We start from the raw sequence: 24,736 nt of genomic DNA on the forward strand, positions 1-24,736 counted from the left end.
AAGTTAGCTTATGAAGCGGTGCAGGAGATGCGTGTAAAAGCTCGCTGGGAGGCTTTGGATGAAGAGTCCACTCAGATTGCTTATGCAAAGGCCTGTGGAAAGATGTATCATGCACCTGTTTTCGCTAATGGAGATACAAGAAAGCATTTGTTAGCGAGAAGCATTTATCTGCTTTACAAGAAGGAATCCTTATGGACTCTGTCTCAAAGAATACGAGCTGAAATTCTTTTCAAGGAATATCCCGATATAAAGAAAGGATATTATCTGTCTATGCGGTTAGGCTTAATCTATCATCAGTGTAAGTTTAAGGATATTGCTTTGACAAGGCTGGCAAGGTGGTATGATGAAGTAGATAAATCAGGGTTCCTCACCTTTGGAAGGGTCGCACGTTCTATACAAACACATTATCTGAATATAATCAATTTTTTTGAAAGGAGGGCAACCAATGCCGCAGCAGAGTCATTCAATGCTAAAATCAAAGCATTTAGAGCACAGTTCAGAGGAGTAAGAGATAGAGCTTTTTTCTTATATAGACTTGCTAAATTATATGCTTAAATATAAAATACCTCAGATTGTTACGTTGACCCAGGAGTATCCCTACAATTTTTTACATTGATTCCACGTTGCCTCCCTTTGGGGGATTGTTTGGACAATAACAAAAAAAGAGGAATATTCTTTCGAATTTCCTCTTCTTTGCGGGTGGCAGATGGGACTCGAACCCACGACATTCAGAACCACAATCTGACGCTCTAACCAACTGAACTACAGCCACCATGTTAGTGCATTTCTTAAATGCGGTGCAAAGATAGGGATAATCTTTAATATTGCAAAGAATGAGACGAAAATTTTTGAGATTTCTGCATTATTTTTTCTTCTCGTAGATACCTATATTGTGCTGCTGGAGCAGCTTTCGAGAGCTTTTGACAAAGATTTCCAGGTGTTTACGAGCTTCCGGCGTTAAATGTTCTGTAGGAAAACTGGCAGGATAAAGAATGTAATTTTTTTCTTTAGTAAGTTCCGGCCGGCCGGTCCAGACCAGATTATATCCACAATAGGAAACACGACAGTATGGAAAAGGCAGAGGATTGGAGTCTGGCAGGGGCGTCTGACTCTGACCGGTGTAAGAGGGACGGATGGGTTGGGGGAGAGGATGTTTCTCCAACTGCAAAGTGAAGATGAGGCCGCCGTCAGTGTTGGCCTTGCTCATATTGGAAATGAAGTTTCCCAAGGAGTAGACTATGATGTGCTGTTCGGTACCGTTGGTACGTAGTTCCATCGGTTGAATGACGTGAGGGTGTGAACCGATAATATGTGTTACGCCTTGTTGGAGCAACCAGTTGGCCAGTTCGCGTTGCTCACGGTTGGGAAGGGACTGATATTCCTCTCCCCAATGCATGCAGGCAATAATGGCATCCGGTTGGCGTGCCTTGGCACTTTGGATATCTTGCAGGATGGTATTCTTATCAATATAGTTTACGATATTGGGAGAGGTAGCCTTGATACCATTGGTGCCGTAAGTATAGTTGAGTAGGGCAATGCGAAAGCCGTTTCTGTTGATGAACAGGGGATAGCGTTGCCTGCGCTCCGACAGATTCTTGTAGGTGCCTGCGTAACGAATACCGGAGGAGTCAAGCAATTGTATGGTACGCTCCATTCCCTTTTTTCCACGGTCCAGACAGTGGTTGTTGGCTGTCAGTAAAATATCGAATCCGGCGTCCTTTATGGCCTGAAGATATTCATCGGGGGCGCTGAACATAGGATAGCCCCGATAGGGCCTGCCCCCCAATGTGACTTCCAGATTTCCTATGGCGAGGTCTGCCTGGGATATTTGCTCTTTTATGAGGGAGAAGCAGGAGGAGTAGTCATATTTTCCTTCAGATACATGTGCAGCGTCTATTTGTGCCTGGTGCTGCATCAGGTCGCCGACAAATAATAGCGTAATCCTTTCCTGCGAGGAAAGGGTTACGCTATACAGTAGGACAACAATGAAGACGGCGAGCGTTTTCATCGCCTTGTTATTGGTAGATTGCTTTCTTGCCGGCGAGCAATGTATTCTTCATAAGGGAAACGATGGTCATGGGACCTACGCCTCCCGGTACGGGGGTAATGAATGAACATTTGGGAGCTACTTCGTCGAATTTCACATCACCGGTCAACTTGAATCCGGATTTCTTGGAGGTATCGGGCACACGGGTAGTACCTACATCAATAACGACAGCGCCTTCCTTGACCATTTCCGCCTTAACAAAGTTCGGTTGTCCCAACGCAGCAATGATGATGTCCGCTTCCTGGCATTCCTTTACCAGGTCTTTGCTGCGGCTGTGGCATACGGTCACTGTGGCATCGCCGGGATAAGCCTTCTGCATCATCAGGGCAGCCATGGGTTTGCCGACAATGTTACTGCGTCCCAATACCACGCATTTCTTGCCTGAAGTCTCTATCTGATAGCGCTTCAGCAGTTCGAGGATACCGTTGGGAGTAGCGGATACATAGCAGGGAAGGCCAATGGACATCCGTCCCACGTTGATGGGATGAAAGCCGTCCACATCCTTGCGGTAGTCGATGGTTTCAATCACTTTCTGCTCGGAGATATGCTTGGGCAAGGGAAGCTGTACGATGAAACCGTCCACATCCGCATCCTCGTTCAATTCGCGTACCTTGGCGAGCAGTTCCTTTTCGGTAACGTCTGCCTCGTAACGGATAAGTGAGGACTTGAATCCGCAAACTTCGCATGCTTTTACTTTGGCGGCAACGTAGGTTTCGCTACCTCCATCGTGTCCTACAAGAATGGCGGCCAGATGCGGGCGTTTACCCCCACGAGCCACTATTTCGGCTACTTCTGCTGCAATCTCTTGCTTTACTTGCTCTGAAATTGCTTTTCCATCAATCAGTGTCATAGGCTGTTATCTTATCTTTTAAGTTTCGGCATCATCTTACCCATCTTGCTGCCAGTGACCATCTTCATCATCTTGCGGGTCTGGTCAAACTGTTTCAGCAGGCGGTTTACTTCCTGAATATTCGTACCGCTACCTTTGGCAATGCGCTGGCGGCGTGAACCGTTCAGAATGGCCGGATTGCTGCGTTCTTCCGGAGTCATGGAGTAGATGATGGCTTCAATGCTCTTGAAGGCATTGTCGTCAATGTCTATATCCTTGATGGCTTTGCCTACGCCCGGTATCATGGAGGCAAGTTCCTTCAAGTTACCCATTTTCTTGATTTGTGCAATCTGGCTCAGGAAGTCGTTGAAGTCGAACTGGTTCTTGGCAATCTTCTTTTGCAGGCGTTTGGCTTCTTCCTCGTCATATTGTTCCTGCGCACGTTCCACCAAAGATACGATGTCACCCATACCGAGAATACGGTCGGCCATACGTGAGGGATGGAACTGGTCGATGGCATCCAGCTTTTCACCGGTACCTACAAACTTGATGGGCTTGTTTACCACCGAACGGATAGAAAGGGCGGCACCACCGCGGGTATCACCATCCAGTTTGGTCAATACTACACCATTGAAGTCGAGCCGTTCGTTGAATTCCTTAGCGGTATTCACTGCATCCTGACCGGTCATTGAATCCACTACGAACAGAATCTCGTCCGGATTGATGGCCTTCTTGATGGCGGCAATCTCGTTCATCATCTCCTCATCCACTGCCAGACGACCGGCTGTATCGACAATTACAAGGTCGTAACCTTTGGCTTTGGCTTCTTGGATGGCATTTTGGGCAATGGCTACCGGATTTTTGCTGTCCGGTTCCGAGTACATCGGTACGTCAATCTGTTCAGCCAGTACACGCAACTGCTCGATAGCGGCAGGACGGTACACGTCACAAGCCACCAATAACGGCTTTTTGTTCTTCTTGCTCTTCAGCATGCGGGCCAGCTTTCCGGAGAAAGTTGTTTTACCGGAGCCTTGCAAACCGGACATTAGGATAATGGCAGGCTTGGAGTCGAGGTTTATTTCAGAAGTCTCGCCGCCCATGAGCTGGGTCAGTTCATCGTGTACGATTTTTACCATCAGCTGGCTGGGCTTAACGGCTGTCAGCACGTTTTGTCCCAAGGCTTTTTCCTTAACGGTATCGGTGAAGTTTTTGGCTACCTTATAGTTCACGTCGGCATCCAAAAGTGCCTTACGTACGTCTTTCAGGGTTTCCGCAACATTGATTTCGGTGATTTTGCCCTCACCTTTCAAAATTTTAAACGACCTTTCAAGTCTCTCGCTTAAATTATCGAACATAGTATCTAATTACAATTACTAAATTACAAATTACTCTTATTGAGGCGCAAAAGTACAAAAAATCCCTTTAACTGCCTTCTTTTGAAGCAGAATATTATTGAAGACTTGCAGCGGGATGGGCGAAAAGAATGGAAGTGCCGGTCAAGGCACTGATAATCATCTATATTATTCTGTTTTTTTTAGTTCTTTTTGCTTACTTTCTATTGATAATGTCTCTGGCGCAGGGTCCTTCGTGGTTGGGATATCCCGGTGCGTGGCTGCGCCATCTCTTGTCGGCTTCAACTTTCAGGCTTCGGTAGTCGTCCTGTGTGCGGCGGATGTAGTCGTCCAGCAGTGCCCGGTGCTCGGCCAGAATCTTTGAGTATTTGGGGTCATGGGCAAGGTTTCGTCTTTCTCCTTTATCCTTCAGCATATCATACAGTTCTTCCCCGTTGCCTTCCAGATAGTGTGTGTATTTGTATCTGGGACTGCGTATCATCCGTCCCGGGCTGACGGTCACTTCGTATTCACTGTGCCATTCGGAGGCTGCATAGGGGTGCTGTCTCTTTTGCTTCTCGCCTTTCAGGAAAGGGGCAAGGCTGATGCCGGGCTTGGAGGAAGGCACCGGAATGCCTGCCAGTTCACAGAGAGTGGGCAGCAGGTCGATAGTGGGTTGGGTCAGTAAATCTTCCACCGGTTTTTGACGGGGATGAATACCGGGACCGGCTATGATGAAGGGCACATTTGTCATTTCTTCGTAAAAGCTGACCTGCTTGGTTACCATGCGGTGTGACCCCATTCCGTCTCCGTGGTCTGCCAGTACAATGACAATTGTATTTTTGCCGGCGGGAGTGGAGTAGAGGGCTTCCAGTACACTCTCTATCTGTCTGGCCACTATCCGCGTGTAATGCTGGAAGGCGGCGACGTAGTGCCGGTAATTGTCCTCGTTCCAGTGGGCGGCTTGCATCATCCTCCGGTGGCTGCAGCAGATGTACTGAATGGGCAACGGAAGTTTTTCCCAGTCTTCCACTTCAAAGTTTTCGGGTAGTAGCGGGATTGGGGTACTGATGGGGCTATCTATGTGCTCCCCTTTATTTTCGCCTACATATCCGCAGATATTGTGCGGGTTTTGGAAATCGGCTATGCAGATGAAAGGTTCTTGCGGCGGATTGCTGAGATAGGCCACGGCATCCTCGCAGGTTCCTACATCCAGAAAGCTGTCATTGTTGACGGGAAATTCGGGGTCGGTGAAGGGCTTGGCAACCGGTTCCTTGTGGCGGAATCCCCTTAGGGAACCCATGTCATGGGTTTTGCCAAAGTGGACGGCCTCATAACCGTTGGCGGTGAAGAGGCTTCCCAGGGTCGGAATGCTGTCGGGCAGCGGAGGATTGATGTGTTCGGCCGAGTTGGAACGTACATTGGTTTGATGCGGCATCAGTCCGCTCCATAAGGCAGCGCGTGACGGTTGGCTGAGGGGGCATCCCACGTATGCGTTGGCAAATGTTACACCTTGGGAGGCAATTCGGTCTATAGGTGGAGTGCAGCTGGGGTCGGCACCGTATGCGCCTACTACCCGCTGGGTCAGATGGTCGCATTGGATAATAAGAAAATTGGGCGATTGCTGTGCCATTACCGGAAAGCTGCACAATGCCATTCCCATAAAAGAGTGAATCGTTTTCATCAGATTTGGATTTTATTTGTTCAAGGTTATTGTATGGTGGCAAATGTATGAAAAAACGGATATAAAAAAAGCTTCCACCTACGTTTATGAACGTAAATGGAAGCTTTTGTACAATATCTGTATGCAGTTGCTGTTAACTGTTCATGCTCATCAGGAATTCGTCGTTGTCTTTGGTCTTCTCCAGACGGTCTTTTACGAAGTCCATGGCTTCTATCGGATTCATGTCGGCAAGGTACTTGCGGAGAATCCACATGCGGTCCAGTGTCTGCTTGTCTTGCAGCAGGTCGTCGCGGCGGGTGCTGGAGGCAACGATGTTGACAGCCGGGAAGATACGCTTGTTGGACAAGTTGCGGTCGAGCTGCAACTCCATATTACCCGTACCCTTGAATTCTTCGAAGATAACCTCGTCCATCTTTGAGCCAGTGTCAATCAAGGCAGTGGCAAGGATGGTCAGTGAACCGCCGCCCTCGATGTTACGTGCTGCACCGAAGAAGCGTTTGGGCTTATGTAATGCGTTGGCATCCACACCACCGGAAAGCACTTTGCCGGAAGCCGGGGATACGGTGTTGTAGGCACGTGCCAGGCGGGTGATGGAGTCGAGGAAGATGACAACATCGTGTCCGCATTCCACCATGCGTTTTGCTTTTTCAAGGACGATGCCGGCAATCTTCACGTGGCGTTCTGCCGGTTCGTCGAAGGTAGAGGCGATTACTTCCGCATTGACGGTACGCGCCATGTCGGTAACTTCCTCCGGGCGTTCGTCGATGAGCAGCATAATCATGTAGACTTCCGGATGATTGGCGGCAATGGCGTTGGCTATGTCTTTCATCAAGATGGTCTTACCGGTTTTGGGCTGTGCCACAATCAAGGCACGCTGACCTTTGCCGATGGGGGCAAACAAGTCTACGACACGGGCCGACATAGAGTCGGAGTATCCGCCTTTGCAAAGCTTGAACTTCTCGTCCGGGAAGAGGGGAGTGAGGTGCTCGAACGGTACGCGGTCGCGTACGAAAGCCGGGTCACGTCCGTTTATTTTGGATACTTTTACCAGCGGGAAGTACTTTTCGCCTTCTTTCGGGGGACGGATTACGCCTTCTACCACATCACCGGTTTTCAGGCCGAACAATTTGATTTGTGATTGTGATACGTAAATATCGTCCGGTGAGGACAAATAGTTGTAATCGGAGGAACGGAGGAAGCCGTAGCCATCCTGCATGATTTCCAGTACACCGGTTCCGGTGAGGATGTCATCGAATTCGTACGTTTTCTCGCGTTCTATTACGGGTTTGCGTTCCGGAGCGGCGGGATAGTTCTCTCCGTTGTTATACGGTTGTGCAGGGCGCTGCTGCACGGGGCGCTGTTGGTTATAGCCACCGTTGCGGTTGTTATTGTTGTTGTTATTGTATGGGTTGTTGTTGTCGCGGGCGCGGAGGCGCGGGCGTTGTGGCTGTTGCGGTTCGGCTGGGGCAGCGGCAGGAGTGGGAGTGGCGGGAGTTTCCGCTTTGGTCGCTTCGAATTTGCCGATAAGTTCGGATGGCAATTCTATTTTTTCCGTAGGGAGGTCTTCAATGGGGATGAAGTCATCTGCCGCTTCGGCCAGGATAGGGCTTTCGTCCGGTACGATATTCTTTTCTGCTTTGGCTTCTGCCTGAGGTTCTGTTTTCGGAGCTTTAGCCTCGAAGTTCAATTCCGGTTCGGCAACCTTCGGGGTTTCCGTTGCTTGGGGTGCAGCAGTCTCTTCCTTTACCTTGCGGGGGCGTCCCGGTTTGCGTTTGGGTACGGCGGCTTCTTTGGCTGGCGCCGGCGTTGCAGCTTCTATGGTCGGTTCTTGGGGTGCTTCCACAGTTTTGGGTTGTTCTTTCGCAGCCGGTGCTTCCTCTGTTTTAGCTTTGGTGAGGTCTCCGTTTTTATTGGCTGAGAACACTTTGTCGGCACCTTCCTTTTTTACGGTCTTTACAGTGACGCGCGAGCGTTTTTGCTTTTCCCCTTTACGCTCTTCCTTCAGCTTGTCGGCGGCAACTTTCTTGGTAGCGCCTGCGATAGCTTGTTCGTCAAGTATCTTGTAAACAAGTTCTTCTTTTTTGAGTGAGTCTGTTTTTTTTATACCCAGTTCTTGGGCAATAGTTTGTAGTTCCGACAAATTTTTGTCGTTCAGTTGAATGATGTTATACATACAGTATATATGTGAATGGTTTAAAATTTACTTTTATTGAAAGGCATAAGTGCACAGTTGCAGTTGTTGTAGGAAGCAACTTGGGCAAGTTTACCTTGTGATATATGATTTATATGGGATATTTATTATTGAACCGGAAATCTGATAAACAATTCTTGCCACAGCAAGAAGTCGCAGAATGTTTCAACGGTGCAAAGGTAATAAATATTTTTGGTTTCATAAACAAATCATCTTTTTTTTAAATTTAAAACTTTATCTTTGCTGTATTAACAACAACATGAAGGATTGGTTTATGAATATAGATGAAGTACAGTTGATAACTTTTTCACCTACTTGTACCTCTAAACAAGTGGGAGAGGCAATTGTTCACGGAACGGGAATTTCGTCTGTCTCCAAAGTGGACCTCACCTTGGAGGCGGCGGGTAAAAGGGAGGTACCTTCCCATGCTTTGGCGGTCATCACGGTGCCCGTATATGGCGGCCATGTGGCTCCTTTGGCATTGGAGCGGATGAAGGAGCTTCATGCTGACGGTGCACCTGCCGTGGTTGTGGTGGTGTACGGCAACCGGGCCTATGAGAAGGCTTTGGTGGAATTGGATGCTTTTGTCACGAAGTTGGGCTTCAAGGTAATTGCAGGTGCTACGTTTGTAGGAGAGCACTCTTATAGCAGTGAGAAATATCCGGTGGCAGCCGGACGTCCGGATGCGGACGACTTGGAGTATGCAAAGCTTTTTGGTGAAAAGATACGTGCTAAAATTGCGGCGGCCGAAGATATGGAGAAACTGTATGGGGTGGATGTGACCCGTATCCAGCGTCCGCGCCAGCCTTTCTTCCCGTTGCTCCGCTTTTTGCGCAGAGTCGTCAAGTTGCGTAAGAGTGGGGTGCCTATGCCCCGTACTCCGCAAGTGGATGCGGAACGTTGTACGCATTGCGGATATTGCGTGAAGCATTGTCCTGCAGGAGCCATTATAAAAGGAGACGAGTGCAATACGGTTGCAGAGAAATGCATCAAATGTTGTGCTTGTGTGAAAGGCTGTCCGCAGAAGGCGCGCACGTATGACACGCCGTTTGCCGTATTGCTTTCCGATTGCTTCAAGAAACAGAAGGAGGACAGAATCATTCTGTGATGGCTACTGGTCGATGGTTGATACGACCAACACTTTCCGGGTTTTTTCGTCTATTCTGAAACGGTTGTCCACCCGTTCTCCCACCAGCCAGATGATGTCATCTCCACAGCAAAGCACCCATTGCCGTTCTTTGCGCAGAAGGGAGAACTTGCGGTCGGTCAGGTAGTCGCTTACCTTCTTCCGGCCTTTCATGCCGAAGGGCACGAAGCTGTCTCCCTGCCTGCAAAGGCGCAGTGATAGGGGATGCTGGAGTTTGTCGGCATCAAAGCAGGCGGTAGCTTTGTCGCGTGGAATCATGAAATCCGGTGCATAGGGATGCTCTTTCATTTCCAATAACGGCTTTACGGCTTCCTGTACGGGTTCTATCAACAACGAGCCGCGGTCTTTGATGACACGCCAGCCGGGGGTGGCAAAGACTTTGCCGGGCTGTCCGTCCAATGTCCGGCAGATGTCCCTTACTTGTGCGGCGTTGAATCCAAGCGGATGCAGAATTTCAAATAAGACCGTTTCCGGTGCCGCTTCTTGGCTCAGGGCGCCGATACTTATGCCTTCCGGTGTCTTGACTCGCAGTTTGGCTTCTTCTATACCTATATTATATATAGAGGCGGCATCGTCCAGATGCTCTGCCGTTTTGAGGATGCTTTCCTTGACGGAGGGGTTTATCTCCTGCATCATGGGAAGCAGGTTCAAGCGTATTTTGTTGCGGGTATATTCGTCCTGCAGATTGGTGCTGTCCGTCACGTAGGCTTGCCCGATACTTTCCAGATAACCGACGATTTCCTTTCTGTCCAGGCAGAGCAAGGGGCGGACTATATGTCCGTTTCGGGGGCGTATACCCCGCAATCCGTTGATGCCGGTACCGCGAATCAGATTGAGCAGCAATGTCTCTACACTGTCATCTTGATGGTGGGCGACGGCAATGACAGCTGCACTGCATGCTTCCCTTGTTTTTTCGAACCACGCGTAGCGCAATTCCCTTGCAGCCATTTCGATGGAGATATGCCGTTCCTTTGCTTCCTGCTCCGTGTTGAAGTGGACGGTGTGCAGCGTCACCCGGTGCTCCAGGCAGAGCTGGCGTACAAAGTGCTCGTCGCGGTCGGATTCCGCTCCGCGCAGATGGAAGTTGCAATGGGCGGCTTCGCATGTGTATCCCAGGCTGAGGAGCAGGCGCAGCAACGCCACGGAGTCCGCCCCGCCGCTCAGTGCCACAAGTATCTTGTCGTCCAGCGAGAAGAGCTTGTGGCGCTCGATGTATTGTACTACCTTCTGCATATTCAACTATAGAGTGGTGCAAAGATAGTGCAAACGATTTTTATTGCCATATCTGCAAGTATCTATTTTCAGAATCTCTATCGGCTAAGGTCGTATTTGCTAAAAGCTAATCTTACCACAGCTGTGTTTTATGCATACCACACCTTTGTTCTTTTCTTACCACAGCTGTGGTAAGAAAAGAACAAAGGTGTGGTGAAGTTACGATTTAGTATCTCTGGAAGTAGTGTTTTGCCTTCTGGGCATTATTGTTTAGTGTCTCTTATTTAAAAACATTCTAAATTATTTGTGCCTTGCGGACATAAGTATTATCTTTGCCCCCAAAATAGAAAAGAAAGGCAGAAAGACTATGCGTTTGTCCGAATTGAATACCGGTGAAAAAGGTGTAATCGTAAAAGTGCTGGGACACGGTGGTTTCCGCAAACGGATTGTGGAAATGGGATTTATTAAAGGTAAAACAGTGGAGGTCTTGCTGAATGCCCCACTACGCGACCCTATCAAATACAAAGTAATGGGATATGAGATTTCTCTTCGTCGGCAGGAGGCTGAGATGATAGAGATTATCAGTGAGCAGGAAGCTAAGGAGCAGGCTGTGCAGCCCGATTACCACGAGGGGTTGGGCGAAAACATGCATCTGGGCGAAGATGAGCTGAAGCAACTGGCCCTCGGCAAACGCCGCACCATAAATGTGGCTTTGGTGGGAAATCCCAACTGTGGTAAAACTTCTCTTTTCAACATCGCTTCCGGTTCGCACGAGCATGTGGGCAATTACAGTGGCGTTACGGTAGATGCCAAGGAGGGGTATTTTGATTTCCAAGGTTACCACTTCCGTATTGTCGACCTTCCCGGAACCTATTCCCTCTCGGCCTACTCCCCTGAAGAAATCTATGTCCGCCGGCACATTATCAATGAAACGCCGGATATCATTATCAATGTTGTGGACTCTTCCAACCTGGAACGCAATCTCTATCTCACCACCCAGCTGATTGACATGAACGTGCGCATGGTGATTGCACTGAACATGTACGATGAGCTGGAAGCCAGTGGAAACACGCTGGACTATGTAAAGCTCAGCCAGTTGTTCGGAGTTCCGATGTTGCCTACGGTCAGCCGTAGCGGAAAAGGCATTGAACAGCTGTTCCATGTGATTATCAATATTTACGAAGGCGGCGACTTCCTCGACCATAAGGGCAGGATGCGCAGCGAGATATTGAGTGACCTTCGCAGCTGGCATCAGGAGTATGTTCCCGACCATGACTTCGGCAGCCATAAAGAAGAGATAGAACAGCCGCGTGGCTTCTACCGTCATATCCATATCAATCACGGTCCCGAGCTGGAACGTAGCATTGAGGAGGTGAAGCGCGTCATCAGCGTCAATGAGAACATCCGCCACAAATATTCCACGCGTTTCCTTGCCATCAAGTTGCTGGAGAACGACGAAGACTTGAAAAAGATTGTGGAGGAGTTGCCCAATGGAAAGGAGATTCTTGCTGTCCGCGACCGGGAAGAGGCACGGATTGCCGAGGTGGTGAACGAGGAGAGCGAGCAGGTCATCACCGATGCCAAGTATGGTTTTATAGCCGGTGCCCTGCGCGAGACCTATGTGGACAATCATCAGGATACGTCGCGCACTACTCAAATCATAGACTCAATCGTTACTCACCGTGTATGGGGTTATCCCATTTTCTTCCTTTTCCTTTATCTGATGTTCGAAGGCACCTTTGTGCTGGGCGACTATCCTATGCAGGGGATTGAATGGCTGGTAGGCGAATTGGGCGACCTGATATGCAACAACATGTCCGAAGGACCGCTGAAGGACCTTCTGGTGGATGGTATTATCGGAGGTGTGGGCGGTGTCATTGTTTTCCTGCCGAATATTCTGTTGCTCTATTTCTTTATTTCCTTGATGGAAGACTCGGGCTATATGGCACGTGCCGCTTTCATTATGGATAAGATTATGCATAAAATGGGGCTGCATGGAAAGTCTTTCATTCCGCTGATTATGGGCTTTGGGTGTAATGTGCCCGCCATTATGGCTTCGCGTACCATTGAGAACCGCAAGAGCCGTCTGGTGACGATGCTCATCAATCCGCTGATGTCGTGCAGCGCTCGTCTACCCATCTATTTATTGCTGGTAGGCGCCTTCTTCCCGAACAATGCGAGCTTTGTGCTGTTAGTAATCTATGCCATCGGCATTCTGTTGGCAGTGGTCATGGCACGTCTTTTCTGCCGCTTTCTGGTGAAAGGAGACGATACGCCGTTTGTCATGGAGCTGCCGCCTTATCGTATGCCGACGTCCAAGGCCATCTTCCGCCATACGTGGGAGAAGGGGGCGCAGTATCTCCGCAAGATGGGAGGCATCATTATGGTGGCATCCATCGTTATCTGGGCATTGGGATATTATCCCAACCACGATGAATATGAAAGTGTGACGGAACAGCAGGAGAATTCCTACATCGGCCGGATTGGTAAAGCCATGGAACCGGTCATCGAACCGTTGGGATTCGACTGGAAGCTGGGCATCGGCATCCTTTCCGGCGTGGGCGCCAAGGAGCTGGTGGTAAGCACGCTCGGAGTGCTTTATGCCGACGATGCCGAGGCAGATGCCGTAAGCTTGGGTGAACGCATTCCGATAACGCCCCTGGTGGCTTTCGGTTACATGGTGTTTGTGCTGATTTATTTTCCGTGCATCGCCACGTTGGCAGCCATTAAAGGGGAGTCGGGCAGTTGGAAGTGGGCCGTGTTTGCGGGGCTTTATACTACTGCGCTGGCCTGGCTGATGTCTTTCGCAATTTATCAGATAGGAGGTCTGTTTTTATGATGAATAGTTGGCAGGAGTGGGTAGTAGCCTTATTGTTGTTGCTCTGCGCTGTGCGGATTGGCATGAGTATTTATTCTTTTTCTCATCGGGTCAAAGAAAATGGTAATCCGTGTGATAGTTGTGCAAGTGGCTGTGAACTAAAGAATTTGTATGATAAGAAGCGTGCGGAGTGCAGTGGAGTGACGAAAAAAAAGAAGAAAAGTTGTTGCGGATAGTTGGTAGTTTCAAAAAAAGTGCTACCTTTGCATCCGCAAACGAGAAATAAAGAGTTCTTGTAAGAACCGGTACCTTGGATGAGTGGCTTAGTCAGCGGTCTGCAAAACCGTGTACGGCAGTTCGAATCTGCCAGGTACCTCGAAGAATAAAACTCCGAAACTGCTTTTTAAAAGTGTTTCGGAGTTTTTTGTTATAGGGAATTGTTTGCCCATTCTATAAAATATCATTCGCTGAATAGTTACAGCTTACTTATTAAAGATTGAATAAAATGAAAAAAGTTGGATTTCTGATTTTCTGTCTGTTTGCTATGTGCAGCATGGCAGGCAAGGCGCAGGATGTAGTGGCGGACAGTACCGGCTACATCGTTAAGGTAGGGGAGATGGCTCCAGATTTTACAGTGAAGCTGACGGATGGGAAAAGCATTACCCTTTCGGGACTTCGTGGGAAGGTGGTCATGTTGCAGTTTACCGCGAGCTGGTGTGGGGTATGCCGTAAGGAGATGCCTTTCATTGAGAAGGATATATGGCTGAAGCATAAGTCGAATCCGGATTTTATGCTGATTGGCATCGACCGTGACGAGCCGTTGGAGAAAGTGATTGCTTTTGGTAAGTCAACCGGAGTGACCTATCCTTTGGGGCTGGACCCGGGAGCGGATATATTTGCGAAGTATGCGCTCCGCAAGGCAGGCATCACACGCAATGTCCTAATTGATAAGGAAGGGCGTATTGTGAAGCTGACACGTTTGTATAACCCTGAAGAATTTGCTTCTCTGGTGAAGGAGATTGACGGGATGCTTTCTGAATAGCAGGCATAGGCAAGATATAAAAAAAAGAAGTGCCCCCTAAAAGTTTTTGTCTAACCTTTAGGGGGCACTTCATTTTATGCTTGTCGGGATAGTTTGGCAAGATAGTCATAATGTGTACCCTCTTTCACCAGTTTTGCAGTAAAGCCGTTTTCGGCAGCATAAAGGCTCAGGGTTTGGAAGTCGATGTAGAGCCAGTCAAAGGAGTCTCCTTTGACATTCTTGTATTGCATCTGGAAGTCTACCTCTCCGTAGTAATCACCGGCAAGGTCGATAACAATACTGCCATCTTCCTCTTCGAACAGATAGCTCAGGTTGCTGGAATCCATTAAAACGCAGCCTCCAGGCCGGAGCAGCAGCTTCATCTTCCGGAAAAAATCAGGCAGATTCTCCAACTTTCCGATAATGCCGGAACCGTTCATCAGCATCAGGATAGTGTCGTATTCATCGGCAAACTGTTCATTGAACAGATTGGTTTGTGACACGCTACGCACACCTCGCTGCTTCATCACCTCCACGGAAAGCGGGGAAATGTCGATGGCATGGACCTCTTTTCCGGCTTCTTGCAGGGCAAGGCTATGGCAACCGCTACCGGCACCCACATCCAGAATCTTTCCGGTCGCCATTTGCAGAGCAGTACGCTCCAGCAAGGGCATTTGCTTTTCTGTGCGGAATAGCTCTTCGACGGGAATTTCGTCCTCATCGAATTGTGAAGAGAACACGCGTAGGCGGTCGGCTTTATGCCGTTTAAAGTAATCGGCTATGGCTGCGCCCATCGGGTCCTTGTCGGCAGGCAATAAGGCTGTATTTATCATTTCTTATGTCTGTTAGCGCGTTTGCGGCGGATTTCTGCTTTCATTTTGGCTGAGGCGGAACCGTGTTGCCCGGTAATGTAGGTTTTCTTCTTGGCTTTGGTCTTTATCTTGTTTTCTTCTTTAGGTTTGTCCTTTTTGCCTTTGAAGACAATACCACCCATCATCGCTTCTTCTATACTCATATATTTCGTTGTTTTAGTGATGTAAAATATCATTTCTCCGGCAGTACCTCAATCCAATAGTCATCCGGGTCATTGATAAAGTACAGTCCCATTGCTGTGTTTTCGAAACATACCCATCCGTTTTCCTTATGGTATTGGCGTATGGCGTCGTAATTGCCGGATACGCGGAAGCAGAGGTGACTCTCGTTCTCTCCTAATTCGTAGGCTTGTGGGTGCTCCTTCAAGCAGGTCAGTTCCAGCAGAAAGCCGGTACTGCCGTCGGTCAGATAGACCAAAGTGAAAGAGCCGTCGGACGACTCTTTCCTATGATGTTCTTTCAGCCCCAGTGCCTTTTCGTAGAATGCGATGCTACGTTCCAGGTTGGTGACATTGATATTAAAATGGTCGAATTTACTTTTTATTTCCATTTGTTTATTCCTGATTTGATTATTTACAATTTGCAGTCTGCGTGTGCGGTCATTTGACCATTGCTTTCAGAATTTCGCCTACATACGTGCGTGGCATACCTTCCATCGTTGCCGGTGAAGGCAGCTTCTTACATTCCAGAATGACCGTAGGCTCTGTCTGTCCCGTAGGATAGAAACGGATGGTATAGCTTTCTGCTTTTTCCATTTGTTCATACGGCTGGTCGGGCGACAGTATGCTGAATACAACTGGTTTGCCGTTGACTTTGCCCAAAGAACCTCCGGAGTTTGCTGTCATCATGGTCATGTTGAAAGGCTCTTGGCCGATGACGATAACCAATTTGCCTGCTCCGGTCTGGATGGCATCGGCTGACAATTGCTCGGGGGCTATGGTTTTGTATTCTTGCTGCTGGCTCTTTTGGGCAGGAACCAGTGCGGCAGGTTTCTTGACTTGGGGCACTTCGATGACTTGGGCATCTTTCACGATGCCTTCGGATGCCTTTTCAGCAGCCTGGGCAGGTTCCACGGTAACTTGTTTCTTCGGGGTGATTACCGTCGGACCGGAATTGACGACAGCCTTCACCTCTTTCTTTTCTTCCTTCTTTTCTTCTACCGGAGCTTTGGCAGTGGTGGCGCTCAATGCTTCTGCTGCTCCCAGGCAAAGGTCATCAACGAAGTCTACGGTTTTTCTGCGCCACTTGGCAAGTCCGCGTACCAGTTTGGTCTTCGCCTTGTTCAAGGCATACTTGTCTACAATCCACTCCTCGGCGGTATATTTTTCTTTTCCTTCGCGGTAGTTAAACCGTATCTTTTCTACTTCGAGCACGCTCTTTTCGGGTTGGCAGGTCACAGTCAGCTGGTAAAGGATTTTGGTACGGTCTAATGACAGAGCCGTAGAACTGAATACAATCCATTCATCCCCGATACCTACAATTTGTCCTTTCTCTTTGTCTGAGAATACTACACGGCTGGTATTTTCATTCTCTTTCAGACGGGCATCCATCCAGCCGAGCAGACGTTCGTAGATTTCATCCTGAGACATGCCGGGGATGCTGAACTCTTTGGTGAATACCACTTTGCCGTCCACCTCGGGAACAGCACCGGCCAGATATTTACTGTCGTCCTTATCCTGCGCCTGCAGCATGGCCGGCAGACAAAGGCAAAACAGTGTAAAAAGAAGTTGTGTCAAATTTTTCATAATAGTATGTGTTTTAATTATTAATTTACGAATTATGGGCTACAAGTTGGGGAGTTCGAAACTTTCACCACGGTGTGCAATGCTCAGAAAGCGGCATCCCTTGCTCTCGGCAAACTGCCGGAAGGCGTTGCCTCCCTGATAATCTTCGCTGAAGTGCATCGGTACAAATATAGTGATTTTTATTCGTTCCACGAATTGTTCTGCTCCACGCATATAATCTTTTCCGATACGGCTGTCCACCGGAAACATGACTACATCTACGGCAGGTGCAGTTTGCTGCAGCTCTCTCACTTCGGCCAGAAAGTCACCTTCGGCCTTGCGTATTTCCTGCGGAGTAGATTCCTCGCTCCAGTGCCAGTTGTTTAGGTCACCGGCATGGAACAGTCGCCTGCCCTGCAGGTCTATCAGGAAGGAGATACCCACATCGGTAGAACCGAAGGCCTGGATACGGATATGTTCGTCTTCGTAGGTGTCGCCCTTATTGATGTAGGTGGCATCTTCCGCTGAGGCGCGGCGGTGCTTCAGGATGTCTTTGGAGAATATGTAGCGGATGTCGGGCCGCAGTTTTTTCCATGAAAGAACTTCGCGATTGAAGTGGTCGGGATGGAAATGCGAGCATAGTACGTAGAGTACGCCCGGCTTTTCCAAGAGATAGTCGTGCACGATACCTTTATTGAAAACCTCTTCCGAGGAATCTTTATAGTAATCGATAATGACCGTCACTCCGTCCGCTTCAATCGCGAAGCCGCTATGGTAGATGTAATCAAGTTTCATTTACGGATTGAATTATAGCGCAATATTACAAAAAACGCTACACAAACTTCCGGTTTAAGCTGTTATTTTATGCAAAAGCACGCTACATCGGTACTTCTATGAAGAGAATGTGAGAGTCTTTCAATGTTTCCAGCTCAAAACTGCCGGTTTCGTATACTCCCATTCCGTCACGGCGTGAGAGTATTGTGCCGTCCACTTTGACTTCACCCTCCATTACGAAGATGTAGACACCGGAATGCGATTGGTGCATGTGGTAGTCAATCTTCTTTCTGGCTTCTATTTCACCGATAGAGAACCAGGTCTGTTGTAGCAATCTGGCAGGAGCATCGCCGTCAGGGGATACTATTAGTGCCATTTCATTTTTGCGCAGAAGTGGACGTACGTCGAAGTCCTGGTATGCGGGTGGTGTGTTCAGCTTTTCGGGCATCACCCAGATTTGCAGGAATTCTACCGCTTCAGTGTCACTGCCGTTCATTTCGCTGTGGTAGATGCCGGTGCCGGCACTCATGGTTTGTATATCTCCCGGAGTGATGACGCGGCTGTTCTGATGACTGTCCCCATGTTTCAGTTTCCCTTTCAGGGGAATGGAGATGATTTCCATATTTTTATGAGGATGTGTGCCGAAGCCCTTTCCCGGAGCCACACGGTCGTCGTTCAGTACACGCAAGGCGCCGAAATTCATCCGGCGGGGATTGTAATACTCGTCGAAACTGAAGGTGTGGTGGCTGTCAAGCCAATCATATAGGGAATGACCTCTGCTGTCTGATTTGTCTATAACTTTTTTCATAATTTATTCCTTTTCTTAAAATGGTTTATATACTAGTAACGCTTTGGAAAGTTATAAAGTTTTAAAACCGATGTCTAATAATTTGTAAATGAGTGGGAACTATGCTTTGACCTCATTTTCCAGTGGCTTATGGTTCATAAAATCTTTGATGTTCTGTAACGTTGTCGAAGCAATGTTTGCCAGTGCCTCGCGTGTGAAAAAGGCCTGGTGCGAAGTGACGATGACATTATTGAAGGACAGTAGCCGCGCCAGGGTATCGTCATCAATGATTTTGTCCGATTGGTCTTCATAGAAGTATTCGCTTTCCTCTTCGTACACATCCAGGCCGGCAGAGCCGATTTTCTTGTTTTTTAGTCCTTCAATCAGGGCGTTGGTATGGATGAGTTGTCCACGTCCGGTATTGATAATCATTACTCCGTCCTTCATTTTACTGATGGAATAGTCGTTGATGAGATATTTGGTCTGTTCAGTCAGCGGGCAGTGCAGGGAGATGATATCCGAATTGTGATATAGCTCATCCAGGCTGGTATATACCACTTGATGTTCACGGGCGAAATTATAGTCGGGATAGAGGTCGTAGGCAAGAATATTCATGCCGAATCCACGCAGGATACATATCAGTTTCTTGGCTATTTTTCCCGTGCCGATGATGCCTGCAGTTTTTCCGTACATGTCGAAGCCCAGAAGTCCGTGCAGCGAGAAGTTTCCGTCTCGTGTCCGCCAGGTAGCACGTGGAATTTTACGGTTGAGGGATAACATCAGGGCAACGGTATATTCTGCTACGGCATAAGGGGAGTAAGCAGGGACACGCACTACGGTAATGCCACGGTCGGCAGCTGCCTTTAAATCTACATTGTTGTAGCCGGCGCAGCGCAACGCCAATAATTTCACGCCGTTGTCTGCCATCAGACGGATAACTTCGGTATCGGCCGTGTCGTTCACGAAAATACAGACTGCGTCTACTCCTTGGGTTAAAATAACGTTGTGCTTGTTGAGATGCCCTTTATAGTAGCGGAGCTCAAAACTATATTCCTTGTTCTTTTCATTGAAAGACGCTTCATCATAAGGTTTGCTGCCAAAAAATGCAATAGTGTATGCCATGGGATTTGTTGTTTTTTAAATGTTATATAATAATAGGGAGATAACAAGTGGAAAGTTGATATGGTTCAGTGGCCGGAAGGATTCATAAAATGATAATTATTTCCATTTGTTTCATCAGAAACTATTTGGTATTTCAATGAAAGTATTATATTAGGATAACTTTATGCACAAAATTCTTTTTCATGTGCAATATTATTGTACCTTTGCGCCCGAAAACAATTAAAAAAGATTTAGATGAGAAAAATTTCGTTGATTAGCATTGCGATGTTAATCGTTTCAATTCCAACTTTTGCGGGTGGTATCTTAACAAATACAAATCAGCATGTATCTTTTCTTAGAATGTTAGCGCGTGGTGCTTCTATTGATATTGACGGTGTCTATTCTAATCCGGCCGGTTTGGCCTTCTTGCCGGAAGATGGTCTCTATTTGTCTTTGAATGGACAAAGTGCTTATCAGACCCGTAACATAAAAGCGACATTTCCCTTGTTTATTGAAGATGGGAATACACGTTATTATAAAGGAAAAGCTTCTGCTCCTTTCATTCCTAGTTTTCAAGGTGCATATAAAAAAGGAGACTGGACTATTTCCGGTAGCTTTGCTGTTGTAGGTGGTGGCGGTAAGGCATCGTTTGATGATGGTTTGGGTATGTTCGATTCAATGGTGATGGGACAAATCCATACTATTTCGGGTGGTCAAATCACTCCCAATATGTATTCTATCAATAGTGCAATGGATGGAAGCCAGTTTATTTATGGTGTGCAATTGGGGTTGTCGTATCAAGTTAATGATTGGTTAGGTGTGTTTGCCGGTGGACGTATGAATTATTTTACCGGTGGGTATGAAGGATTTCTGACTGCAACAGCGCACAGTAATATTCCTACTTATGGTGGCATGGAATTGGTTGGTATCGATTTAGACTGCGACCAGACCGGCTGGGGATTGACCCCTATCTTGGGAGCTGATGTGAAGTTGGGCAAATGGAATATTGGGTTGAAGTACGAGTTTATGACAAGTCTTAATCTCGAAAATAAAACCAAAAAAGCTGAAGTGCGTGCAATGGGAACTGCTATGGGAGATGAAGGGAATCCTTTGGCTGACTATAAGGATGGTGTGAATACTCCGAGTGATATCCCTGCATTATTGACTGCAGCTGTTGGTTATGAATTCCTTCCTACGCTTCGTGCAACGCTGGAATATCACCATTTTTTTGATAAAGCGGCAGGGATGGCCAATGATAAGCAGAAAGCGTTGAAGCATGGCACACATGAAATTTTGATTGGTGCAGAATGGGATATAGCTAAACAGCTGACCATCAGTGGTGGTTATCAGCGTACAGATTATGGCTTGGCTGATGATTTTCAGAGTGATATAAGTTTTTCATGTGACTCTTATTCACTGGGGTTTGGTGCTGCCATCAAAATGACAAAGCATTTGACTATGAATATAGCCTATTTTTGGACAAACTATGATGATTATACAAAGAAGATAAGTGAAACCACCAAGAATGTTTATAGCCGTACTAATAAAGTGTTTGGTCTTGGTGTTGACTATAAGTTCTGATTTCACAATCCTACCTTTATATATTAAGAAGCCGTCTCAAATATCGATTTGAGGCGGCTTCTTTCTTATTTTATATTGGATTAGAAAGAATACTGTACAAGCAGGTTCATACGGTTGGCATGGTTGGTGGAATTGTCGAAGTTGGTGCGCCAGCCACGCAGATATTCAGCGCCTACCTGCATGTTCGGGGTTACGTTCCAGAATACGTTGGCTACGAAATACTGTCCGTAGCGGTAGGTACTTGGCAGGTCGTTGGGATAACCGTCTTCAGAGTAAAGGCGGGACATGCTGTAAGTGCTTGAAAGGAATACCTTTGGAGAAATGTTATATTGTAGACCTGCATACCAGCCCAGCATGGGCAATGCCTGCATTTTGCCTTCCTTTTCGGGATTGGGGACAATATCGACGTTCAGATTACTGATGTCATTCAGGTATTGCCCGATACCTTTACCATAGTTGATTTGTCCGAATGCCTGCCATTTTTTACCGAGGTTAAAGGTCGTTGAGGCTTGTACACCGTATCCGGTGACGCTGGAAGCCTTGTCCCTTTCCGTGCTGGTATATGTCATGCTGCGGATGATACCTCCTACACGCAGATGACTGCTGCTGTTCCAACTGTATTGTGCCGAAGCTGTGAAGTCCGGCATGCGTTGCTGGGCAATTTCGAATTGGCTGCTTGTTGTGCCGTCAACGGCAGGCGCCTCGATGGAAGCTTGGAAACGAAAGTCTTTCAGCCCTTTATAAGTATATGACAATTGTGTAGCGCGGTAGAACGTGGCACCGTTGGGCCCCTGGAAGTCAATGGTGGAGGGGAGGGCGCCTAAGTCCATGAAACCGCCGTAAGTATATCCCACCGTTATATTTCGGAATGACATATAAGCATTCCGTAGCTGGAATGTTTTGTCTCCTCCTCGGAAATTTCCGGCTGTATAGACTGTGAAGTCACCCAATAGCCGGGTGTGTCCGACTAATTTCAGAAAGATAGTGGCCGTACTGGCATCCATTTGAAATTGATTTTTGATTTTACTACTGCTTGGAATGTTGGCAGGAACAAAGTCAATATCATCCACAATACCTCCAAAATCATACTCGCCGGTGGCACGGACATACCCTCCGATACCCAGGGCGAATTTGCCTTGTTTGTCCATCAATAGGAAGCGGGGAGCTTTCGGGTCATGGATGTAAGGCAATTGTGACTCATTCATGATGCGGATAATCTCGTCGCCCGCTTTGTCGATGGTAACTATGACAATGCCGTTGGGGGCTTCGTCATCGATGATCTCTTTTTTTTGTGCATGGATAGTGGACAAGGGAAGTCCGGCTACGCACAACAGAAACATTGCTTTTAAGATTGTTTTCATTTAAGTTAGGTTTTGATGAATGTGCTTTCAACAACTTAAATGAAAAAAGGTTTTGTAGTCTTGGAGGAGGAAAGGAGGTTATTCCGTCAGTATTCTTGCCTTGAATGAAGATCGTATGCAAAATTACCCTTACCCTAATTTCCGGAATAACCTCCTGAGAATGTGTGTTAAGTTACTTATTTTTTCATGACGGCATTCCACAGCGCTTTGCGTAGGGTTCCCATGGTGTCATCGCCTTCATAATCCCAGAACATCATGCCTTTCATGCCATTTTTTAATATCCATTCACCTTTTGCGGCAATACTGCGGGGATTGTCGTAACCACAGTAGAAACTGCCGTTTTTGGTGACATAGGGGACATTGCCTTCTGTATCCCAATTTTCGATGACATAGCCGTCATCCTTACTCAGGTTGAGAATATCCCGATAATTGATGCTGCCGCCGGCATTGAAATCGGCTCTTCCGTAGAACGGAATTCCCAACACTAATTTGTCGGCAGATACCCCTGCATTCAGGTATTCGTCTACGGAACGCTGGCAGTCCCAGTAATTACTTGGCTTGTTCAATGCTGATTGATGCTGGGGGGCATCAACCAGATCATAGGCCATGATATTGACGAAATCTACATACGGGTCTACGGCCTTTACATCAATATATTTATAGCCTTCGCCTTGGGGACGCTTGTCCATGCAATAACCTGCATAGGTCAATAGGGTGGACTGCCCCAACGCTGCACGCAGGTCTTTCATCAATAGGGTGAAGTTTTCCACATCTACCAACTCGTCATAGGCATTGCTGCCGAAGGTCATACCGGGAAATTCCCAGTCAATGTCAATACCGTCTATGCCCTCACTCGAAACAAAGGCTTTGCAGTCTTGTGCGAATTGCTTGCGCATTTCCGGACTCTTCGCCAGGGCGGAGAAACCTCCGTCCTGGGAATTGTCAGTATTGGAAACGCTATTGGTAAAAGAGAGTAATATCTTCACATGTGGATACTGGCTCTTTATTTTCTTTACCTTATCAAAACGGGATTTATCACCTTGCAGGCCAAACTTTTCATAAATTCCGTTTTTAACATATAATTCTGCAAAAGCGTAGTTTATGTGGGTCAGGTATTTGGCATCGGGTATGGATGTGCCATAATAAGTGACGTAGCCCAATGCAACCCGGCCTGCAACCTGCTCGGCCATTTCGGTCTCGTTGTCTTCATTTCCCGGAGCTGGCAGTCCGGGCATGTAGTCGTCATTGTGACATGCGGCTACTAGAAAGACAGTAGCTATTATAAATAGCAGTTTCCTTTTCATAGAGAGTGCATATTATTCAGAATCGGTTTCTGCTTCAGTCTTGAAATAAGCATACCAGCCGCTGTCGTCCCAATCCACACCACCGCTATACTTGCCGGGATGATAGATTGTGATATAGTTCTCATCCAGTGTCAGCAGCCAGAATTTGTTGCTGCCTACGCTTTGTCCGTTGTCGTCATAATTTCCTCCGATGGTGGGGATACTTGTTATCAGTTCACCCAGTACTCCGTCTTCCGGTTTTTCGTGTGTGAAGGAGAAAGTACCTTCTGCCTTCAGGTTTCCGCTGGCATCATAGGTTTTCATCTTGTTTCCGTCGAATTCGAATACCATGGACTGGTCTCCCGCTTCGGCGGCAGTGACATTGGCCCACCAGGCAAAATTTGATTCGGGAGTATAGCCTGCACTGGTATATTTCCAGCCTCCATGAGCCCCCATATTGCAGACGGAACCCCAGCTGACTTCACGGAATTTCCAGGTCTTCTTGGCAGATTTGTCACTCTTGTCGGTTGCACCGGTGAAGTAAGTGGACCAATCGTCGAATACATTGGTCACAGTCACTACAACCGGCTCTGTCTTGATAATCTGATTGGCGGAAATGCCCATATAGTAGATGGAATAGTCCGCATTGGACTCCATGATGACCGTAGCGTTGTCCGTGACCAGAGTCTTACTTTGTTTACTTCCTTCGCCCCCCCATTCTATGTGCCATGAACCGCCAATGTCCGGGCGGGAGTTTTTCAGGGCGATATACTGGTCGCCTTCCACTACTCCGTCTTGGTTGGGGAAGGGTTGGGTAATGGATATGGCGGCTTGTAATGCCTCCTTGGTTATGGGTGTACCGGCATCAGTCACATATTTGTCTCGCAAGTCTTCGTCTTCGATAGGATCGCATGCAGTAACGATGAAGGCTGAAGCAAGCATTGCTATCAATATTTTTGTTACTTTCATATTG

22 protein-coding genes and 2 tRNA genes are annotated in these 24,736 nt (G+C 47.6%); 7 read left to right on the plus strand and 17 right to left on the minus strand.

Annotated features, from left to right (window positions below; genetic code table 11):
• On the plus strand, positions 1-555 hold a 555-nt coding region (locus tag CSD97_RS17340), incomplete at its 5' end, for a transposase (protein ID WP_143272439.1).
• A gap of 143 nt (positions 556-698) precedes the next feature.
• On the opposite strand, the gene CSD97_RS17345 is transcribed toward CSD97_RS17340, so the two are convergent.
• The 6 genes from CSD97_RS17345 to rho form a co-directional block, all read right to left on the minus strand.
• Positions 699-772, minus strand: a tRNA-His gene (locus CSD97_RS17345).
• Between the two features lie 90 nt (positions 773-862).
• Positions 863-2,008: a CapA family protein gene (locus tag CSD97_RS17350; RefSeq protein WP_005831561.1), complete on the minus strand. Its 1,146-nt coding sequence runs from the start codon at positions 2,006-2,008 to the stop codon at positions 863-865.
• 7 nt (positions 2,009-2,015) lie between these two features.
• Complete coding sequence (gene folD / locus CSD97_RS17355) at positions 2,016-2,897, minus strand: bifunctional methylenetetrahydrofolate dehydrogenase/methenyltetrahydrofolate cyclohydrolase FolD (protein WP_005831560.1); 882 nt, start codon at positions 2,895-2,897, stop codon at positions 2,016-2,018.
• A gap of 11 nt (positions 2,898-2,908) precedes the next feature.
• Positions 2,909-4,231, minus strand: a complete 1,323-nt coding sequence (ffh, locus tag CSD97_RS17360; protein WP_005831559.1) for a signal recognition particle protein — start codon at positions 4,229-4,231, stop codon at positions 2,909-2,911.
• Between the two features lie 193 nt (positions 4,232-4,424).
• Entirely contained in the window at positions 4,425-5,891 is a 1,467-nt protein-coding gene (locus CSD97_RS17365; RefSeq protein ID WP_173675124.1) for a sulfatase-like hydrolase/transferase, read from the minus strand.
• Positions 5,892-6,024: 133 nt separating this feature from the next.
• A complete protein-coding gene (gene rho, locus CSD97_RS17370) occupies positions 6,025-8,064 on the minus strand; it encodes a transcription termination factor Rho (protein WP_005832474.1) in 2,040 nt (679 codons plus the stop codon).
• A 292-nt stretch (positions 8,065-8,356) separates the two neighbouring features.
• Between rho and CSD97_RS17375 the strand changes: the two genes are divergently transcribed.
• On the plus strand, positions 8,357-9,190 hold the full coding sequence (locus CSD97_RS17375; protein ID WP_057253123.1) for a 4Fe-4S binding protein: 834 nt from the start codon (positions 8,357-8,359) through the stop codon (positions 9,188-9,190).
• A 3-nt stretch (positions 9,191-9,193) separates the two neighbouring features.
• On the opposite strand, the gene tilS is transcribed toward CSD97_RS17375, so the two are convergent.
• Positions 9,194-10,462, minus strand: a complete 1,269-nt coding sequence (tilS, locus tag CSD97_RS17380) for a tRNA lysidine(34) synthetase TilS (RefSeq protein ID WP_098032817.1) — start codon at positions 10,460-10,462, stop codon at positions 9,194-9,196.
• A gap of 346 nt (positions 10,463-10,808) precedes the next feature.
• Between tilS and feoB the strand changes: the two genes are divergently transcribed.
• The 4 genes from feoB (at position 10,809) to CSD97_RS17400 (ending at position 14,301) form a co-directional block, all read left to right on the plus strand.
• Positions 10,809-13,280 carry a ferrous iron transport protein B gene (gene feoB / locus CSD97_RS17385; protein ID WP_098032818.1) on the plus strand — a complete coding sequence of 824 codons (2,472 nt, stop codon included), beginning with the start codon at positions 10,809-10,811 and terminating at the stop codon, positions 13,278-13,280.
• Entirely contained in the window at positions 13,277-13,495 is a 219-nt protein-coding gene (locus CSD97_RS19150) for a hypothetical protein (protein ID WP_005831540.1), read from the plus strand. The genes feoB and CSD97_RS19150 overlap by 4 nt, the downstream gene beginning before the upstream one ends.
• A gap of 68 nt (positions 13,496-13,563) precedes the next feature.
• Positions 13,564-13,635, plus strand: a tRNA-Cys gene (locus CSD97_RS17395).
• 129 nt (positions 13,636-13,764) lie between these two features.
• Positions 13,765-14,301 carry a TlpA disulfide reductase family protein gene (locus CSD97_RS17400; protein WP_005831535.1) on the plus strand — a complete coding sequence of 179 codons (537 nt, stop codon included), beginning with the start codon at positions 13,765-13,767 and terminating at the stop codon, positions 14,299-14,301.
• A gap of 74 nt (positions 14,302-14,375) precedes the next feature.
• Here CSD97_RS17400 and CSD97_RS17405 read toward each other — a convergent pair whose 3' ends face one another.
• From CSD97_RS17405 to CSD97_RS17435, 7 genes are all read right to left on the minus strand, one after another.
• Positions 14,376-15,113 (minus strand): class I SAM-dependent methyltransferase, encoded by a 738-nt coding sequence (locus tag CSD97_RS17405; RefSeq protein ID WP_022402010.1) that lies wholly within the window; start codon positions 15,111-15,113, stop codon positions 14,376-14,378.
• Complete coding sequence (locus CSD97_RS17410; protein WP_008664928.1) at positions 15,110-15,295, minus strand: hypothetical protein; 186 nt, start codon at positions 15,293-15,295, stop codon at positions 15,110-15,112. Before CSD97_RS17410 ends, CSD97_RS17405 begins: the two co-directional genes overlap by 4 nt.
• A gap of 29 nt (positions 15,296-15,324) precedes the next feature.
• A complete protein-coding gene (locus CSD97_RS17415; RefSeq protein ID WP_005832456.1) occupies positions 15,325-15,702 on the minus strand; it encodes a VOC family protein in 378 nt (125 codons plus the stop codon).
• Between the two features lie 49 nt (positions 15,703-15,751).
• Positions 15,752-16,897, minus strand: coding sequence for a DUF4468 domain-containing protein (locus CSD97_RS17420; RefSeq protein WP_044468423.1), 1,146 nt, complete (start codon positions 16,895-16,897; stop codon positions 15,752-15,754).
• Between the two features lie 39 nt (positions 16,898-16,936).
• The gene (locus tag CSD97_RS17425; protein ID WP_057097809.1) at positions 16,937-17,671 is read right to left on the minus strand and encodes an MBL fold metallo-hydrolase; all 735 of its coding nucleotides are present in this window, start codon (positions 17,669-17,671) and stop codon (positions 16,937-16,939) included.
• Positions 17,672-17,753: 82 nt separating this feature from the next.
• Positions 17,754-18,458, minus strand: a complete 705-nt coding sequence (locus CSD97_RS17430) for a pirin family protein (RefSeq protein ID WP_057097810.1) — start codon at positions 18,456-18,458, stop codon at positions 17,754-17,756.
• A 99-nt stretch (positions 18,459-18,557) separates the two neighbouring features.
• Positions 18,558-19,559: a 2-hydroxyacid dehydrogenase gene (locus CSD97_RS17435; protein WP_098032810.1), complete on the minus strand. Its 1,002-nt coding sequence runs from the start codon at positions 19,557-19,559 to the stop codon at positions 18,558-18,560.
• Positions 19,560-19,793: 234 nt separating this feature from the next.
• Here CSD97_RS17435 and CSD97_RS17440 point away from each other — a divergent pair, with 234 nt between their 5' ends.
• Positions 19,794-21,119 carry an outer membrane beta-barrel protein gene (locus CSD97_RS17440; RefSeq protein ID WP_035448858.1) on the plus strand — a complete coding sequence of 442 codons (1,326 nt, stop codon included), beginning with the start codon at positions 19,794-19,796 and terminating at the stop codon, positions 21,117-21,119.
• Positions 21,120-21,199: 80 nt separating this feature from the next.
• On the opposite strand, the gene CSD97_RS17445 is transcribed toward CSD97_RS17440, so the two are convergent.
• The 3 genes from CSD97_RS17445 to CSD97_RS17455 all read right to left on the minus strand — a co-directional run bounded on the left by CSD97_RS17445 (position 21,200) and on the right by CSD97_RS17455 (position 24,732).
• Positions 21,200-22,480: a hypothetical protein gene (locus tag CSD97_RS17445; protein WP_034522666.1), complete on the minus strand. Its 1,281-nt coding sequence runs from the start codon at positions 22,478-22,480 to the stop codon at positions 21,200-21,202.
• A 176-nt stretch (positions 22,481-22,656) separates the two neighbouring features.
• A complete protein-coding gene (locus CSD97_RS17450) occupies positions 22,657-23,784 on the minus strand; it encodes a glycosyl hydrolase family 18 protein (RefSeq protein WP_016274290.1) in 1,128 nt (375 codons plus the stop codon).
• Between the two features lie 12 nt (positions 23,785-23,796).
• Positions 23,797-24,732, minus strand: a complete 936-nt coding sequence (locus tag CSD97_RS17455) for a hypothetical protein (RefSeq protein ID WP_057282059.1) — start codon at positions 24,730-24,732, stop codon at positions 23,797-23,799.
• Positions 24,733-24,736 lie beyond the last annotated feature (4 nt).

Origin of the sequence: Bacteroides sp. AR29 (assembly GCF_900217715.1) — a bacterium.
Lineage (GTDB): Bacteria > Bacteroidota > Bacteroidia > Bacteroidales > Bacteroidaceae > Bacteroides > Bacteroides uniformis.